This window comes from Thermosipho sp. 1244, assembly GCF_018588215.1.
GTDB classification, from domain to species: domain Bacteria; phylum Thermotogota; class Thermotogae; order Thermotogales; family Fervidobacteriaceae; genus Thermosipho; species Thermosipho affectus.
On sequence record NZ_LNGA01000006.1, the window covers coordinates 1 to 16,324 of the forward strand.

Here is a 16,324-nt window from a genome sequence, read left to right on the forward strand (position 1 = left end):
GTAAGGGGTACGCCCCTTGCAAGAGTAGGTATCGCCCGGGTTTATTTTTTTGCAGGCTTTCGCCTGCTTTTTTTTATTGTATTTTATTTTTAATTAATTTAATTATTAGCACTATTGTCAATGATAATACTACTCCAGTTATTGTTCCTGACAAATCTATTAATACATCGTTCAGTGATGATCCTCTTTTGTAATATTGTTGTGTATATTCGTCTAGTGTTGCAACAAGATTTGGAAATGTAATTCCTATTATGCTTGATATTAATATTCCTTTGTTATAAAACGTAAAAAATGTAATTATTCCCAATATAAAATACAAGCTAAAATGTGCGGTTTTCCTTACCAGCATTTCTGCTGGAACATATTGTGTTTTAAACCATAGTTTTTTTAAAAATATTTCTATATTTCTAAAAACTTTGGTGTTGGAAAAGTCCATAATACTATCAATTTTTTTTAGAATTTTTGTTACAAAACTTGATTGAGTTGAAGATTCAACAGGTGAGCGTGATGAAAAATAAAATATAATAAAGATCCAAATAAATAACGTGATTAGTATAGCTCTTTTTTTCATTTTATCCCTCATATTTTAAAAGTTTTAATCTTAAAATTAGTGCTATTGTGAAAATAATTGTCAAAATTATCGAAATTATCCTCGAATATAGATAATATATTCCTAATAAGCAAAATATTATGCTTATTAATGCCATTAATAATATAGTTTTTCTTTTATCTTGAGTTACTTTGAATATTTTATCGTATATGTGTCCTCTGTCGCCTGAAAAAGGAGATTTTCCGTTTAAAATCCTCCTAAATATACTTGAAAAAGTGTCAACAAAAAATGGAGCAAGTATTATTAACGAAGCGATTGTATGTGTAATGCTTTTGGAAAAAGAAGAAATTATTGAGATTCCTAAAATTCCACCTATTGTATAACTTCCAAGGTCTCCCATGAATATCTTTGCAGGTGGAAAATTATAAAAAAGAAAGGCAGATAATGTTCCAAGTAATGCAAAAAGGTAGTATTTATCGTTTGGATAGGCAACGGTCCAAATTAATCCTAAAGTGGAGATTGCGGAAGTTGTCGCACATATACCATCCATTCCATCCATCATATTGACGGAATTTACCAAAAATGCGTAAAAAATAGTGGCAACTACGATTTCAATTGGATTTGTTAAAAATCTTAAAGAGACAAGTAGTCCAACAAAAATTTCAAATGACATTCTAAAAAAAGGGTTTAATGATTTTAAATCATCGTATAAACCTAAAATGCTAAGGGAAATAACGTATAGTTTTCTAAACAAACTAAATGGAGTTGTTAAGATAAAAGAAAGAACAAAGGCCATTCCACCGAGATATGGAGTTGCTTTTTCATGATTTTTTAAATTATTGTCTGGAATATCGACTATTCCATATTTAAAAGCTATTTTCCTAATAAATGGAATGGAAATTAACGTTAAAATGAATGACGAGATTAAAGTAATTACCAAAATTTCACCTCTGTTTTTTGCTTAATTCTTTGTAATCAATAGGAACGTAATTTACAGATGGTCTTCTTTTTCCTGATTGTTTGTACAAATCCATTAACATGTATATTTCTTTTGGCATGTTAGTGGATATTTTTAAGCCCAATTCTTTTGCCTTTTCGACTGTTATTGGGTAATCATGTGTCCAATAACCACTTACCAGTTTATCTGCAAGTTCTTCTGCGTTTGGATATTTTTCCTTTAATAAATTAATTGCGTATTCTTTCATTTGATTTAACGCTTTTTCAGCAACATCTGCTAGAATTAAGGTTTGATCATCAATTTTATTGATATCTTTCTTCTTTACAACTGATAAAATAGATGCTGCAGGATATTGGCCAAGTTGTGGATCAATAGGTCCTAAAACGGCATTTTCATCCATAATTATTTCATCAGCAGAAAGAGCAATTAGTGTACCACCTGACATGGCATAGTGTGGTACGAATGCAGTAACTTTTGCTTGATGTTTTTTTAAGGCATTTGCTATTTGTTCTGCTGCTAAAACCAATCCGCCTGGAGTATGGATGATAATATCTATTGGCATATCTTTTGGTGTCATTTTGATAGCCCTTAAAATTTCTTCGGAATCTTCTATATCTATATACCTTCTAAGTGGTAATCCAAAAAAATTTACCGCCTCTTCTCTGTGAATAAGTGTAATTACTCTACTTTTTCTTTTTTTCTCTATTAATCTAATTATCCCTTCTCTTGAGTTATTTAATGAAAGTGATTTAAATACTGGTGAAAGAGTGCTAAGAATTAAAACCATCCAAAAAATCTGGAAAATAATGTTGAATAAATCATTCATATTATCCCTCCTTTATTGGATTATATCATAAAAAATCCAAGTAACCTGCCTGAGGTTACTTGGATTGTTAAAAGATAATTATTATCTAATTGGTTTATCCTTAGTTGCTTCTTCAAGTGCCAATAATCTTTCCCATCTTCTTGTAATGTATTCTTGTAATTCATTTATAATTTCGTCTGCATCTGGTCTCTTAAGTAAGTTTCTAAATCTTCCCTGTTTTTCCAAAAATTCTCTTACGGGTTTTAATTCTTTAACCTTTTTGGTGATTTTGTATACTCCTCTTTCAACTTCATATAGTGGCCAGTAACCAGTTTCTACTGCAAGTTTGGATATTTCAACAGCTTTATCGTCATTTACCCTCCAAAATCTTACACATGGTGACATTGCAGCAATAAATGATGGCCCATCAAACTCAAGTGCTTTTTCAATTTTTTTGAAGAAGTCCATAGGTTCAGATGTAGAAACTGTAGCTACGTATACATTTTCGTGACTAGCCATGATTTCAACGAGATTTTTCTTTAGTTGAATTTTACCAGGTAATTTTTTACCTACAGGTTGAGTGGTAGTTTGTGAACCTGGAGGTGTTGCCCCTGATCTTTGATTACCTGTGTTCATATATCCTTCGTTATCGTATACTATATAGATAAATTTGTGTCCTCTTTCTACTGCACCAGAGAGAGATTGGAGTCCTATATCGTATGTTCCGCCGTCTCCACCAAAAGCGAAAAATGCATATTTTTTATTTGGATCAACTAGTCTTCCCCTTTTTAGCAAAGCCCTATATGCTGTTTCGATACCACTTACAGTTGCTGCAGCGTTTTCAAATGCATTGTGTATATATGGTATATTCCATGCAGTATAAGGATAAATTGTTGTGGAAACTTCCATACATCCAGTTGCAAATCCAACTACTGGGGTATATCCCAATGCTTCTGCTGTCATTAAAGCAAATTTTGCAACATTTGGAGCAGCACAACCTGGGCAGAGCCTATGACCTTGGGTAATACCTGGATTTTTATCTGCAAATTTTACAGCAAGTTGCATTATATTTAAAGCCATTCATTACACCTCCTCATTCTCTGAGTCCTAGATATCTTTCTTCGTCTGCAATTAAGTTCCCAGCAAATGCATCTTCAAATGCCTTTCTAATGTGTTTTACCTTAATATCTCTACCACCAAGTCCGTAAACATAACTTCCCAATTGAGGTTTAACGGCTAATTCGTAAAGAGAGCTTTTAACTGCTTCGTATAAAGGTGCTTCTGCACCAAAAGAAGCGGATCTATCAAGTACAATTACTGCTTTTCTTCCGTTTAACAATCCTTGGAGTTCTGTTTTTGGGAAAGGTCTAAATATTTGGGGTTTAATTACTCCTACTTTATGACCTTCTTCTCTTAATAAATCTACAGTGTATTTAATTGTTCCTGCAGTAGAACCAAGTGCTATCATGACATATTCTGCATCTTCTACTTTATATGTATCCAAAATATTGTATTTTCTTCCAGAAATTTTTGCAAACTCTTCAGCAACTTTATTAAACACTTTGTATACGTGTTTCATTGCTTCGATTTGTTGTCTTTTGTGTTCAAAGTAGTAATCGTACAAATCTAATGGGCCATGTGTTACAGGATTATCTACATCAAGCAATGGATATTTTACTTTTGGTTCTCCAACAAATTTTTTAACTACTTCATCATCTAGAAAATCGACAACTTCAACACCGTGAGAAATAATAAAACCATCGAAATTGACCATTACCGGTAATCTTATATCTTCGTGTTCTGCAAGTCTTACTGCTATTATTGTAAAATCATATGCTTCTTGAGCGTTTTCTGCCCAAAGTTGAATCCAACCTGAATCTCTTTCTGCCATGGCATCACTGTGATCACAGTGGATATTAATTGGTCCAGAGAGAGCCCTATTTGCGACCGGCATTACTATTGGTAATCTAGATGAAGCAGCTATATACACAATTTCGTGCATTAGTGCAAGACCGTTTGCTGCTGTTGCCGTCATTGCCCTTGCACCTGCTGCAGCTGCGCCTACAACAGCACTCATCGCACTGTGTTCACTTTCAACGGGAATCATTTCGGTATCTGCAAGTCCATCGGCTACGTATTGTGCAAAATATTCAACTACTGGAGTTTGTGGAGTAATAGGATACGCTGCAACCACATCTGGATTTATTTGACGCATTGCATTTGCAACTGCTTGTGCTCCAGTCACAGCTTGTCTATTTTTTACTTCTGGCACATCAAACACCTCCTCAATCTTGAAATTCCGTTTCAGGTTTCATAACAATAGCTCTTTTTTCTTCGGGTAATTTATCATTTGTTTTTGGACAGACATTGGCGCAAAGACCGCACCCTTTACAGTAGTAATAATTGTAACCTTTCATTTTTGGTTTTCCATCAACAACCTCAATTACTATTGCTTGATCAGGACAGTAAAGCCAACACATCATACAGTGTATACAATTTTCGGGTTGGTGGACAGGTCTAATAACCCTCCAGGTACCCGTTTGATATTCTTTAGCTGTTGCCGGTTTATCTATTACACCACCAATTGGTATTTCTTTCCAACCTTTGAGTTCAGCCATTGCATTTCACCTCCTCAAATCCACGGCGTAATGCCCTGACATTTGCTTCAACCAATTCTTCTGAGAATTTTTTGGAAAAGGTTTTTCTAATTCTTTTTTCCGCACTTTCAATAGTTATAACCCCGGTAACTTTTGCGATTGCACCGAGCATAACAGTATTTGGTATACCTCTTTTCAATTCTTCAAGTGCTATATCTGTTGCGGCAATTGTGCATACCTTTCCTTTTGTGCCTAATTTTTCTTTTACGTATTCTATGTCCTTTACTGTATTTACAATAAAGACCGTGTTTTCATCTGTCCCATCTACTAGCATAGGTTGTCCAAGCATAGTATCGTCAATGATTATAACGACATCTGGGTTATCAACTGAGCTATGAACCGTGATAGGATCATCTGAAACACGATTGAAAGCTTTCATTGGCGCACCAGTTCTTTCAGCACCGTATTCGGGGAATGACTGAACATATTTTCCCATTTCAAGAGCAGCTTCAGCAAGCATTTGCGAAGCACTCTTTGCACCTTGACCGGCTCTTGCGTGCCATCTTATTTCAAAATACTTTGCGGGCACTTTTATCCCTCCTCACAAAAAGATTTTTAAACCTTTAAATACATAGTGTAATCAATATCCGGAAAAATATCATCAAGCCAACTGTAATGTGAAAGTCTTCTCATATCTATTTTACCACTAATAACCATGTTATACAAATCTAGAAAACGTTTCAAATGTGTTTTTGTTCTGTTAACAGCGTATTCTACACTTGTTTGTGTAGTCATAATAAAGGCCCAATCGCTTGATTGTGCAAGCATTAATTCTCTTGCCATTTGATTTAAAGCTAGATTCATCTTTCTTGAATTTTTTTCCGGGTTTGGATAAAGATTTGCAGCTTCTGTCATTTTTTCAATTGCTTCGTGTAAATGGGGATAAATCCAATCATTTGTTCCATTTAACCATACTTCGTTATATCCATTAGCACCCCAAGTTGACGTAGCTGGTGTAACAATTTGTATCTTTTCTATCATATCTACAACATCTTTTGCTTTTAGTGTCCTAATGGTTTTACTTTTAGATGAGTATCTCATAAATTCTTCAAGAAAGATGGGACCTTCAAACCACCAGTGCCCAAACAATTCTGCGTCAAAAGGTGCGACTATTATAGGTTCTAAACCATTAAACAAATTTAACAATTTGGAAGATTGATACTCTTTTTTTCTTAAGAAATCAAGTGCGTGTTCTTTTGCCGCATCTTTTGCATCGTCAATATCGTAAAAGTCTTTTTGATTTAATTGGATATCTTTGCTTGTTATTTTGTGATATTTAATTCCAGTATTTGTTCTTACCCCACTTGGATCAATGTATGATTTTATATATTCAAACTCTCTATCAAAACCTATATCTCTGTAAAATTCCCTATATCTTCCGTCTCCTGGATAACCTATTTCTGCACTCCAAACTTGTTCGCTGCTTTCTGGATCTCTTGCAAATACAAATACATTATTTGGAGTAATTACTGGTCTATACACTCCATATTTTGGTCTTTCATCGGCGTACCAAAAACCGTGAGAATCAACAAAGAAATATTCTATGCCGTATTCTTCAAGATATTTATCAAGTCCTGAAAAGTACGCAGATTCGGCAAGCCAAATCCCCCTTGGGCGTCTTCCAAGATGTCTTTCATATGTTTTTACGGCTTGCTCCAATTGAGCCCTTATAGCTTGTGGATATTGTTCCATAAATGGTAAAAAACCATGGGTAGCATTACAGGTAATAATATCTAATCTATCTTTTTCTAAAAATTCTTTAAAACCGTTTAAAATATTACCCTTATATATGTCTTTAAATATGTAAAGAATTTCCTTAAAATCATTTAAATAGAATTTTGCCATCTTGTGTTTTTTTGGATGTTCGTCTTTTGTTCTTTCTACTTCTTTTTCTGCAAGTTCTATTAATTTGTTCATTCGCTTTATGTACTTTTCCTGTAAATCTTTATTGGCAAGCATTTCCATTAAAGGTGGGGTTATGGACATTGTAATATTAAATTTTATATTATCCTTTTCTAACCTTCTAAACATTCTTAGAAGTGGAATATATGTTTCGGTTATTGCTTCAAAGAGCCAATTTTCTTCAAGAAAGAAATCATGATCTGGGTGATGAATAAATGGAAGATGTGCGTGTAAGACTAATACAATATTTCCTTTAGGCATAATTACATCCCCCTTCCGCTTCTTAATCTACTAAATAATTCCCAAACTAATTCATTTTTACTTTCACTTTTGAAAAGAGAACCAGGGATTGTTTCCACTTCTTTTACCAACACACCATCGGAAGGAGTAACAATTTTTCTTTTCTTTCTTATGTCTAACCACCTTTCTCTTGTACTATTACTTGGTGAATTTGGGGGAGTTTTGCAAACGTTGGAACGTATTAACGGGTAAAAAATACCATCTGGTGTGATATAACCTATCTCTGAAAGATAATCTGCATTTGACATGGGAACGTTTATATAGTAATTTCTCATATCTATATTAAGTCCAATTTCAAAGGTTCTGTGTGCATTTTTTCCGTTAAATTCTATAAATGTCACATCGTATACTCTGAGAACTAATTTGTATTCTTTAGGAAGTTTCTTAATGTTTTCAAGTGTTTCGTAGTTAAAATCCCAATATGCATGGATCCAGTTTGGATTTACAGGCATTAACACAAGTTTGTTTTTATTGTATGACTTTGGAAGGTCTATTTCTGGTTCTTGTATTTCTTTTTTTTCTTTGGGTGTTGCAGAAGTTGCTGAGGATGGTCTTTCAAATGTTTTAATCTCTTCATTTTGGATTATATAGTTTTCAATAAGCTTTGTAACTTCCTTTTTTTTCATCATTCTTTTTACCTTTAACCCCAATTTTTTAGCTGTTGCTTTTAATTCTTGAATAGTTCTTTCTTCTTTTAACCAATTCTTTAACCTTTCTAAATTACTGTCGTTCATACTACCCCCCCTTTTTTTAATATTTGTTGAATTTTTATCATATAAAATTTTAACATATAAAATATATGTTGTAAATTGTTGTAAGATTATGAAAAAAGATAATATTTGTAAATAAATACTATTAATGGAATTTTTTGAAGATATTTTCCAATAAAGTGGCTGCAGTTTTTGTTGCAGCGATTCCCCCTTCGCCTGTTTCACGGAGTGTTTCTGGAAGGCTTTTTCCAACTTTGTACATTGCTTCGACGACTTCATCAAGAGGTATAACGCTTTTGATACCGCTTAGTGCTAATTCTGCGCTTGAAATTGCAAGGTTTACTATATTTCCATTTCTTTTTACACAAGGGACTTCAACGAAACCTCCTACTGGATCGCAGACTAATCCCATTAATGATTTAAGTGCTAATGCAGCTGCGTTGCCGCTTATTTTTACATCTTCGGAGAAAAAATAGGAAAGACCGCCTGCTGCCATTGCAGCTGCACTTCCAATTTCCGCTTGGCAACCTCCTGCCGCTCCAGAAAGTGTAGCTTTTCTAGCTATTACGTTTCCTATTCCGCCCGCTACAATAAATGCGTTAAGTAATTTTTCAAAATCTGGTTTAAAAGTTAAGTGTAGAGCATAGAATACTCCTGGGATAATTCCAGAAGCCCCAGCAGTGGGGCATGCTGCGATTCTTCCCATAGAGGCATTACTCTCAGATATAGAAAGTGCTGTTATTGTGGCGATATAGTTAAATTTTCCCATTAACTTTGGTGAGTAATTTTTGAATTTATATGCATTGTCTCCTGTTAATCCCGTTAAAGTTTTTTGCTTTTTCCCAAATTGTTCCTTTGATTCCTCTAAAATTACATTTAAAATTTTTCCTATTTTTTCTTTTGTTTCTTGTGGATCAGTACCATATTCTAACATTTCGATAGTTAAAATTACATCTGGAAGAGGCATAGTTTTTGACATTTCAAGTATTTCATTCCAAGTATTCATTAATCGTCCCTCCTAACAAAGTAGCATTCGTATACCCAAGAAAGTGCTTTTATTTCGTTTATATTGTTAATAGGTTCATCTAGCTCAATAATTGTCAATGCCCTTTCAAGGAGTGCATTGATTCTTCTAAGATAAAGATTTGCAACATTAACTTTAATCGTATCCAAAATTTTTTCCAGAGCTTTGGGTACATCTTTATTTACAATAATTAGTGTATCAAAATCCCAAGAAAGGTTACATGGGACAGAATCTATACTTGTAATTTTTATGTCTCCACCACCTATTGAAGAACCTTCAATTTCATGGAATATATTGTCTTTTAGACATTTTATTTTAACGGTATTTGGATGGACATCTCCAAGGTCTTCGATTGCAAAAGAATATTTTAATTTTTTTTCATTTGCAATTTCAAATGCATGTTTTATTCGTGGATCATCTTGTTTAAATCCCATAATACCGGCAAGTAAAGCTCTGTCGGTGCCATGGCCTTTGTGAGTTTTTGAAAATGAACCGTGTAGTATAAATGTGACTTCTTCTGGGATTCCGTTTAACAATTTGTAAGTAAATCTTGCAATTTTTAGTGCTCCTAATGTATGAGAACTTGATGGGCCAACCATAACGGGGCCTAAAACTTTAAGAATGCTCATTATTCCCCCTCCTTTTATCTTGATTTTATCATTAAATATGATAAAATAAAATAGGTTTTGGGAGGTCGTCTAATGGCAGGACTGCGGACTCTGGATCCGCCAGTGGTGGTTCGAATCCACCCCTCCCAGCCAAAAAATAGCCCCTATTAAGGGGCTATTTCTTCTAGTATTTCAACAATCTTTTTGTCAAATTTCCCTTTTTCACTGTCTTTTTTTAATATAGATATAACTTTTTCTTTGGGCCACGGCTCCTTATACGGTCTTTTGGCAGTGAGTGCATCGTATACATCTACAATTGCTATAATTCTTCCAAATAAACTTATATCTTTTTTTCCACAAGGATAACCTGAGCCGTCCAATCTTTCGTGATGTTCAAGGGCACCAGAAATTATATCTTTATTTGTATACCTGATTTTGGATAAGATTTCCGCTCCAATAATTGTATGGGATTGTATTATTTTGTATTCTTCATCTGTTAGATTTCCTTGCTTTAATAGTATAGAATCTGGGATTCCTATTTTCCCAACATCATGAAGAATTGCTGAATATTCGAGTTGTTCAAGGATGTTTTCTGATAACCCCATTTTTTCTCCTATTAATCTTGAAATTTTTGCAACGTTATTTGAATGTGTGTGAGTATATTTATCTCTTTTATCTATCATTGTCACAAATGATAGGATGATACTTTTAAATAGATTACTCATTTTTTCAAGTTCCCATGTACTGAGCAGTTTTTTTCCTATTAACTTTGCAAATTTTTCTATGATTTCCGCGTCTTTTTGCGAGAATCCATCTTTTTTATTTAATATCTCAAGCACTCCAACCTTTTTATCCCCAGAATATATGGGGGCTCCTACTATATTTTCTGTTTTGAATTTTGACGCTTTATCTACCCCTTTAAAGTGTGGAGCTTTAGTAATATCGTTAAATACTAATGTTTTTTCTTTTAAAAATATATTACCTGCTATTGATTCCATAGGCACGGGGATACTTTCTATTTTTCCACTTGCTTTTCCCACAGTGGAAAGAAATTCCAGGTGATCTTCTTTGTAAAGTAACACAGATGCTGCTTCTGCATCTATTAGATTGCAGATTTTTTCTTGGATATTTCTAAGTAACGTAGAAAGTCTTATACTGCTATTTAAATTAGCAGCGATGTATGGTATTCTATCAAAATCGTCTAAAACTTTGATATTTTCTATTTCTTCGTTAGATAATATCTTTAAAACGTTTGCGTTAAAATCTTTTCCCAAAAGATGGAATACTATATTGTTTATTTTATACGTATATCTACTTTTTTTACCAACAAACCTATCTTTATATTCAATTCCTATTATCCAATATGGAGCATACAAGTGATCACCTCCCAATTTCAGTACCAAAGATTATATTTTCAACCCATTCGGTTCCATTCCATTCAAATAGTATTCCCCCAGTAAGAGATTCACCAATTAATGGATATGTTATCTTTATATACGAATTTGTGTTGTTACTTAAAAATCCATCGATAAATGGTGTGGGATCATAGTAGTAAGCCGATATAAATAGACCACTGAATTTACCTATTGCGGGAACTATTATCCTTCCCTCGCCCTCAAGTTTTGGATCAAATCCGTATAGATAGAATCTTCCTGTAGCGTAATTTGAATCAAAATCAAATCCAAGAAGATAGCCAAAAGCTGCATTTGAATTCATAGGGGGGAGTTTATTATTATACTTTAATTTTGCATAATTTCGGTTAAAGTAGTACGGGATAAAGTCTTTAAAATGATAATATAGACCTCCTGTAATATTTAACAAACTTAGTTTGCCGTATATTCCCGCAAACACACCATATGTGCTTTTTTCCCCTTTTTCCATTGAAAGTTCAACACCTAAGTCTATGTTATCGATTAGTGTTTTTTTGGCAAAGAAAGAGTATGCTGAGGTTATAGGAGTGGAATTGTTTTCAACATACATGGAACTTGCATCTTTATCGTATATGGTGGATATACCTAGTTTTGATTTACCAATAAATGGAAGGTCAAATTTTATGGCAAATTCTCCTATAAAGACTGAATCAGAATTTGTAAATTCAATGGGATGAATCTTTGAAAGTTCATATGGAAGGTGTATAAATAAATACATTGTTTCATTTTCGTATGCAAAATCGATAGTTTTTACGCTAAAGTTGTAAAAATCTCTTGCGATAAATCCCATTGCAAGTGAAATTGGGGTCATGTTTCCATATCTAAATTTTGCACCAAACAAAGAGAAGGCAAAGGAATTTAATGTAAATGCGTTTATTATATTAGTACTTGGATTTGAAGATGGGAGTCCATAGTATAGATTTCCACCTACTTCTGTGGAATATGCGGTAAAACCTATTCCAAGGGTTACAGGACCAATGTTAAATTCTGGTGCAATAGAATAAACCATATAATTTGTTTTATTCTTATTCACAGGTTCAATTGAGATTGGTGGTATTTCCGCATTTTTGGTGAAGCTTTCTGCTTTACCTTTTGGTTTTTCAATAGTTTCTTTTTTGAGTTCAAATTCACTTTCAGGTATGGTATTTTTTGTAGGTTTTGCGAATGAAGAAACAGAGAAACCACTTTTTACGGGGAGTATTTTTCCATTGTTAAAATATGCGAACACAGTTCCTTCAAATGTAGTGATACTAACCTTTCCATCTTTATTGATTACTGCAAATTTTGTACCTCTCACACCTGCTGTGACACTTGATGTTTTAACCTTAAAGTTTGAGCCAGAAACTAGAAACTTTTGGATTATGTTGTAATTTTTTCCTTTTTTTAGGTTTAGGACAATATCTACTTTACCATCATATCTCAGTTTTTCCACTAAAACTTGGGAATTTTCAAGTATTCTTGAAATACTTCCATCTGGAAAAGATATTTCAACAAAAGAATTTTCCATTGTAAGTATTTCATCGCCTTCTTCAATAATTGTGTTATTTGTGATAGCTTCCCATATATCTTTCTTTTTTATTGCAACGTTTCCCGAAAAATTGCTGACTTTTGCTACAGCCTTTTTTAAATCTTCTCTTTCTTCTACAAAATATATTGTTAGAGTTGCAGTTTCCTTTGAAGTTCTAAAGATTATTGTGTCGCTTCCTTCAACTAATGGAGCAATGTATTTTACGTAATCTTTATTTGTGCCGTCGAAAATAATGTCAGGATCGTCAAAACCTCCTAGATTAAAATCGACAAATACCTTTTCATCTGAAGAGATCTTTATCCCAACTTCTCCACCTGTATAAACTTGGGTTGCATCTGGGATTACAATTAGCTTTGAGAATATAAGAGAGGAAAAAAATAGTAATAGAAAAATTATTTTTTTCATAACATCACCTCCATAAATACTATTGTTAAAGTTATTGACAATGCCCATGAAATTACTTGGTGTTTTTTTAGAAAGTATATTGAATACACTCCTGTAATTAGAGTGTATATAGAATAATAAACAGGCCCAAAAAGATATACTACAGGACAAAAACCTCTAATTATATAACCTTCGATATCTCTTTTGTATGCGGTATCATTTTTGAGGAAGAAGGAATAGATTCCTAGAAGATAGGCATTAAATACAGAAGAACTTAAGATTACCGATATGTTTTTTGGAATGAAAAAGCTAGTAGATGGTATAAAAAATGCGATTGTTATAATCGATAGAATGTGTATCATTTGATCTATCAAATAATATTTGTGTGAACTGAAAAACTTTTTTTTGCTATTTACAAATTTTATAAAGTCTATAAAAAAATGTATAACAGATAGAATACCTATCAAGTAAAGTGATTTTAAATTGAAATTTTTTCCAAGATAGAAAAATGTTTGGCTTAAAAAGATGATTAAAATATGGATGAGTAATACTTTAAATTCTCTAGACTTTTTCGTTGCAATCCATTTGTTTTGAAAAACGTAATCTCCAAATAAGTGCCCAAGGAACAAATGAATAAATTTATCCATGTTTTAGCTCCTTTAAAAGTCGTGGATCATATTTTCCAGATAAACTTTCAATTGACACATTATTTTCAAAGACTTCAATTACAATCCCGATAATCTGTGCAATTAACGGCACATCTTTTACCTTTAAAGGACCACTTCCATCAAGTTTTTCGTGATGAAATAGCACTGCATCTAGCAATTCTTTTGGAATATCTTCTATTTTGCTTAATATTTCATAACCGTATTTTATGTGTTTTTCTCCACTATCTTCTTGTTGATCAGGTATGCCTATCATACCGATATCGTATATTTTTGCACAGAGTTTTAACAAATCCATATTGAATCCGAATTTTTTACCTAGTGAGATTATATTTTTTTCTATTTTTTTATTTTTTTCTTGATTTTTGTTTCTTCTTTTGGCTAGGGCTTCTGATAAAGCATCTATGGTGTCTGATAGAATAATAGAAATTCTTTTTTGGATTATTACTCCTTCAAGTATTGACGTAATAGAATTTGAGATTGAAAGAAAGTTGAGTACAAATTCTGGAGTTACACTATAAAATATCAATGTGCCAAGTTCACCAGATGCTTCACTTTTAAGTGGATATTCAAATATGTTATTTTCGAACTTTATTTTCTTTAATTTATCTATTAATTTTAATTCTTTAAGATGCCAAAAATCTTTAAGAATTTTTAAAGATTCATCTAAGTTGTTGGAATTTAGCAATTTTGGAAGTACTGGGGTTATAAATTCTGGATCAAAAATTCCAAAGTAATTTGAAAGTAAATAGATATCATCAATATCTATGGATTCGTAAAATTCCACTGTATGTTTTTTTATATTTAACCTTAAAAGTAATTTTTCTCCTTTTTCACCTTTGTTATCTATAGAAATGTTTTTAAGTTTCATGTTTTTCACCCTTTAACTCATATAGTTTTAACGGAAGACTTTTTCCCTTTACTTTAAATTTACCTATATATTTAAATTCAAACTTTTCTTTTGAAAGGTTGTATATATCTTCAGAAACAATTATATCAGCGGAAACATCGCGTGTGAGGTGTTCTATTCTTGAACAAGTGTTTACCGTATCTCCAATTGAAGTGTAATCCATTCTAAACGGTGCACCAATATTTCCCACGATTGCAGGACCTATATGAATACCTATACCACTATCAAGATTAAGGTTGCATTCTTTGTTAAACGCTTCAAGTTCTTTTCTCATGTCAAGGGCACATTTTAAAGCACGTTCTACTTCATTCCCGTATTCTACAGGTGCACCAAATATGGCCATTATTGCATCACCAACAAATTTATCTATAGTACCTTGGTATTTATTTCTAATTACATTACTCATTTTGGTAAGATAATTATTTAATATTTCGACAAGTTTTGATGCTTCCAATTCTTCTGATAAAGAAGTGAATCCCTTTATATCTGAAAAAAGTACAACTATATTTTTTTCTTCTCCTCCTAATTCTATTTTACCTTTTTTTACCAAAAAATCTGCAACACTGTCTGGAACGTATCTGTATAGATACTCCTTCATTTTTTTCTTTTCCCTGTTTTCCTTTATAAGGTTTTTGGATATGCTTGTGGTTGAAATTATTAAACTTGAAACAATGGGATAAAAACAATCTACATATATTTTGTTGAGAAAAAAGACGTAGGAAATTATTAATATTAATGGGATTGAAAGGAATGAAATTAAGTTTATCTTTATATTTTTAGATTTTGAGAATAATAAGACAAATATTAGTGTAAAAATAAGAATAAATAACTTTCCCCAAATAGGTATTCTGTTTAAAGTATCTTTATTAATCATATTTTGTATTGCAGTTGCATGGATGTATACTCCGGGTGTGTTGTTTGAAAAAGGTGTTATTCTAAGATCGTATAGACCTTTAGCCGTTGCGGTATAACCAATTATAACTATCTTATCTTTAAAAAGTTTTGGATCAAACTTTCCCATTTCTACATCGTAAAATGGTATTTCAGGGAATATTTTATCACCATAATAGAATAACCTAAAAAGCCCACTTGAATCAAATGGAATGGTTAGGTTATTTAATTCTACCTTTCTCTCTTTAAAGTCAACTATCAAGTTTTTCACATTTGAATTTATGTAAAGTCCAATTGCTAAAACATCCATATGCGGAAGAAATCCAGAGGATAGTCCTCTTTCCATTGACCAATTTTCTTTGAAAAATAAAGGAATACTACGTACAACACCGTCTATATCTATTTCTCCTATTTCATAGGTAGCGGATGGAACAAGAGATGAGAATTTTAATATAGGTGGTCTTACTTTATATATTTGAATGGGAGTTAAGTAGTCAAGGTTTTTGAAATTTTTCATTTTGTAAGTATAATTAAGGTAAGTTAGATTTTTTTCAAGCTTTTTTTTGATTTCTTCGTTGTATTTTTCATAGGTGTCTTTTTCATTAATTAAGTAACTTCCCAGAACTACGTTCTTATATACTGAAAGTATACTTGCAAGATAGTTGTCATATTTTGGGTTTACTTCGTCTTCTTCTGTAAAGGATATATCAAAGAGCACCACCTTGGCACCTGCTTTAAATACGTTTTTAATTACTTTGCCGTAGTGATAACGAGACCATGGCCATACATCATTTTGCGCTTCAAGAGATGTAAGGGAATATTCATCAATACCTACAATAACAATATCTGGATTTATCTTTATTGTACCCCGTGTTCTATAAAATAAATCCATTATTTTTAATTCAAAAAATTCTATAAATGGAAAAAATATAACCGTAAATATGTAAAAAATAATCAAAAAAATCGATAAAATTGTAAGGATTTTCATAGTCTCAACCTCAA

The 16,324-nt window shown here is 32.5% G+C and carries 16 protein-coding genes and 1 tRNA gene; 1 reads left to right on the forward strand and 16 read right to left on the reverse strand.

Going from position 1 to position 16,324, the window contains the following annotated elements:
• Positions 1-73 precede the first annotated feature (73 nt).
• From AS157_RS00995 to sdaAB, 11 genes are all read right to left on the reverse strand, one after another.
• Positions 74-571: a VanZ family protein gene (locus AS157_RS00995; protein ID WP_077288979.1), complete on the reverse strand. Its 498-nt coding sequence runs from the start codon at positions 569-571 to the stop codon at positions 74-76.
• Position 572: 1 nt separating this feature from the next.
• On the reverse strand, positions 573-1,490 hold the full coding sequence (locus AS157_RS01000; protein WP_077288978.1) for a glycosyltransferase family 4 protein: 918 nt from the start codon (positions 1,488-1,490) through the stop codon (positions 573-575).
• A 4-nt stretch (positions 1,491-1,494) separates the two neighbouring features.
• A complete protein-coding gene (locus tag AS157_RS01005) occupies positions 1,495-2,334 on the reverse strand; it encodes an SDH family Clp fold serine proteinase (RefSeq protein WP_077288977.1) in 840 nt (279 codons plus the stop codon).
• 81 nt (positions 2,335-2,415) lie between these two features.
• Complete coding sequence (locus AS157_RS01010; RefSeq protein ID WP_077288976.1) at positions 2,416-3,393, reverse strand: thiamine pyrophosphate-dependent enzyme; 978 nt, start codon at positions 3,391-3,393, stop codon at positions 2,416-2,418.
• Positions 3,394-3,406: 13 nt separating this feature from the next.
• Positions 3,407-4,585, reverse strand: a complete 1,179-nt coding sequence (gene porA / locus AS157_RS01015; RefSeq protein WP_077288975.1) for a pyruvate synthase subunit PorA — start codon at positions 4,583-4,585, stop codon at positions 3,407-3,409.
• Positions 4,586-4,598: 13 nt separating this feature from the next.
• Positions 4,599-4,931 carry a 4Fe-4S binding protein gene (locus tag AS157_RS01020; RefSeq protein WP_075665541.1) on the reverse strand — a complete coding sequence of 111 codons (333 nt, stop codon included), beginning with the start codon at positions 4,929-4,931 and terminating at the stop codon, positions 4,599-4,601.
• Positions 4,924-5,499, reverse strand: a complete 576-nt coding sequence (locus tag AS157_RS01025) for a 2-oxoacid:acceptor oxidoreductase subunit gamma family protein (protein ID WP_077288974.1) — start codon at positions 5,497-5,499, stop codon at positions 4,924-4,926. The genes AS157_RS01020 and AS157_RS01025 overlap by 8 nt, the downstream gene beginning before the upstream one ends.
• Positions 5,500-5,525: 26 nt before the next feature.
• Positions 5,526-7,133, reverse strand: coding sequence for a glycoside hydrolase family 57 protein (locus tag AS157_RS01030; RefSeq protein ID WP_077288973.1), 1,608 nt, complete (start codon positions 7,131-7,133; stop codon positions 5,526-5,528).
• Between the two features lie 2 nt (positions 7,134-7,135).
• Positions 7,136-7,906, reverse strand: coding sequence for a DUF4912 domain-containing protein (locus AS157_RS01035; RefSeq protein ID WP_077288972.1), 771 nt, complete (start codon positions 7,904-7,906; stop codon positions 7,136-7,138).
• A 121-nt stretch (positions 7,907-8,027) separates the two neighbouring features.
• The gene (sdaAA, locus tag AS157_RS01040; RefSeq protein WP_077288971.1) at positions 8,028-8,888 is read right to left on the reverse strand and encodes an L-serine ammonia-lyase, iron-sulfur-dependent, subunit alpha; all 861 of its coding nucleotides are present in this window, start codon (positions 8,886-8,888) and stop codon (positions 8,028-8,030) included.
• Positions 8,888-9,535, reverse strand: a complete 648-nt coding sequence (gene sdaAB, locus AS157_RS01045; RefSeq protein ID WP_077288970.1) for an L-serine ammonia-lyase, iron-sulfur-dependent subunit beta — start codon at positions 9,533-9,535, stop codon at positions 8,888-8,890. Before sdaAB ends, sdaAA begins: the two co-directional genes overlap by 1 nt.
• A gap of 58 nt (positions 9,536-9,593) precedes the next feature.
• Here sdaAB and AS157_RS01050 point away from each other — a divergent pair.
• A tRNA-Gln gene (locus AS157_RS01050) sits at positions 9,594-9,667 on the forward strand.
• A gap of 14 nt (positions 9,668-9,681) precedes the next feature.
• Here the strand turns inward: AS157_RS01050 and AS157_RS01055 are convergent.
• From AS157_RS01055 to AS157_RS01075, 5 genes are read right to left on the reverse strand one after another with little or no spacing between them, the layout of a single operon-like run.
• Positions 9,682-10,890 (reverse strand): HD domain-containing phosphohydrolase, encoded by a 1,209-nt coding sequence (locus tag AS157_RS01055; RefSeq protein WP_077288968.1) that lies wholly within the window; start codon positions 10,888-10,890, stop codon positions 9,682-9,684.
• 4 nt (positions 10,891-10,894) lie between these two features.
• Positions 10,895-12,877: a FecR family protein gene (locus AS157_RS01060; protein WP_077288967.1), complete on the reverse strand. Its 1,983-nt coding sequence runs from the start codon at positions 12,875-12,877 to the stop codon at positions 10,895-10,897.
• Positions 12,874-13,503, reverse strand: coding sequence for a DUF3307 domain-containing protein (locus AS157_RS01065; protein ID WP_077288966.1), 630 nt, complete (start codon positions 13,501-13,503; stop codon positions 12,874-12,876). Before AS157_RS01065 ends, AS157_RS01060 begins: the two co-directional genes overlap by 4 nt.
• Positions 13,496-14,392 carry an HD-GYP domain-containing protein gene (locus AS157_RS01070; protein WP_077288965.1) on the reverse strand — a complete coding sequence of 299 codons (897 nt, stop codon included), beginning with the start codon at positions 14,390-14,392 and terminating at the stop codon, positions 13,496-13,498. Before AS157_RS01070 ends, AS157_RS01065 begins: the two co-directional genes overlap by 8 nt.
• Positions 14,382-16,310, reverse strand: a complete 1,929-nt coding sequence (locus AS157_RS01075; protein ID WP_077288964.1) for a CHASE2 domain-containing protein — start codon at positions 16,308-16,310, stop codon at positions 14,382-14,384. The genes AS157_RS01070 and AS157_RS01075 overlap by 11 nt, the downstream gene beginning before the upstream one ends.
• Between the last annotated feature and the right edge of the window lie 14 nt (positions 16,311-16,324).

Excerpts from the sequence above, each read along its gene's own strand:
- AS157_RS01005 (WP_077288977.1), bottom strand. The coding sequence starts at position 2,334 with ATGAATGATTTATTCAACATTATTTTCCAGATTTTTTGGATGGTTTTA.
- AS157_RS01035 (WP_077288972.1), bottom strand. The coding sequence starts at position 7,906 with ATGAACGACAGTAATTTAGAAAGGTTAAAGAATTGGTTAAAAGAAGAA.
- AS157_RS01010 (WP_077288976.1), bottom strand. The coding sequence starts at position 3,393 with ATGGCTTTAAATATAATGCAACTTGCTGTAAAATTTGCAGATAAAAAT.
- AS157_RS01065 (WP_077288966.1), bottom strand. The coding sequence starts at position 13,503 with ATGGATAAATTTATTCATTTGTTCCTTGGGCACTTATTTGGAGATTAC.
- AS157_RS00995 (WP_077288979.1), bottom strand. The coding sequence starts at position 571 with ATGAAAAAAAGAGCTATACTAATCACGTTATTTATTTGGATCTTTATT.
- AS157_RS01060 (WP_077288967.1), bottom strand. The coding sequence starts at position 12,877 with ATGAAAAAAATAATTTTTCTATTACTATTTTTTTCCTCTCTTATATTC.
- AS157_RS01020 (WP_075665541.1), bottom strand. The coding sequence starts at position 4,931 with ATGGCTGAACTCAAAGGTTGGAAAGAAATACCAATTGGTGGTGTAATA.
- sdaAA (WP_077288971.1), bottom strand. The coding sequence starts at position 8,888 with ATGAATACTTGGAATGAAATACTTGAAATGTCAAAAACTATGCCTCTT.
- AS157_RS01030 (WP_077288973.1), bottom strand. The coding sequence starts at position 7,133 with ATGCCTAAAGGAAATATTGTATTAGTCTTACACGCACATCTTCCATTT.
- AS157_RS01075 (WP_077288964.1), bottom strand. The coding sequence starts at position 16,310 with ATGAAAATCCTTACAATTTTATCGATTTTTTTGATTATTTTTTACATA.
- AS157_RS01070 (WP_077288965.1), bottom strand. The coding sequence starts at position 14,392 with ATGAAACTTAAAAACATTTCTATAGATAACAAAGGTGAAAAAGGAGAA.
- sdaAB (WP_077288970.1), bottom strand. The coding sequence starts at position 9,535 with ATGAGCATTCTTAAAGTTTTAGGCCCCGTTATGGTTGGCCCATCAAGT.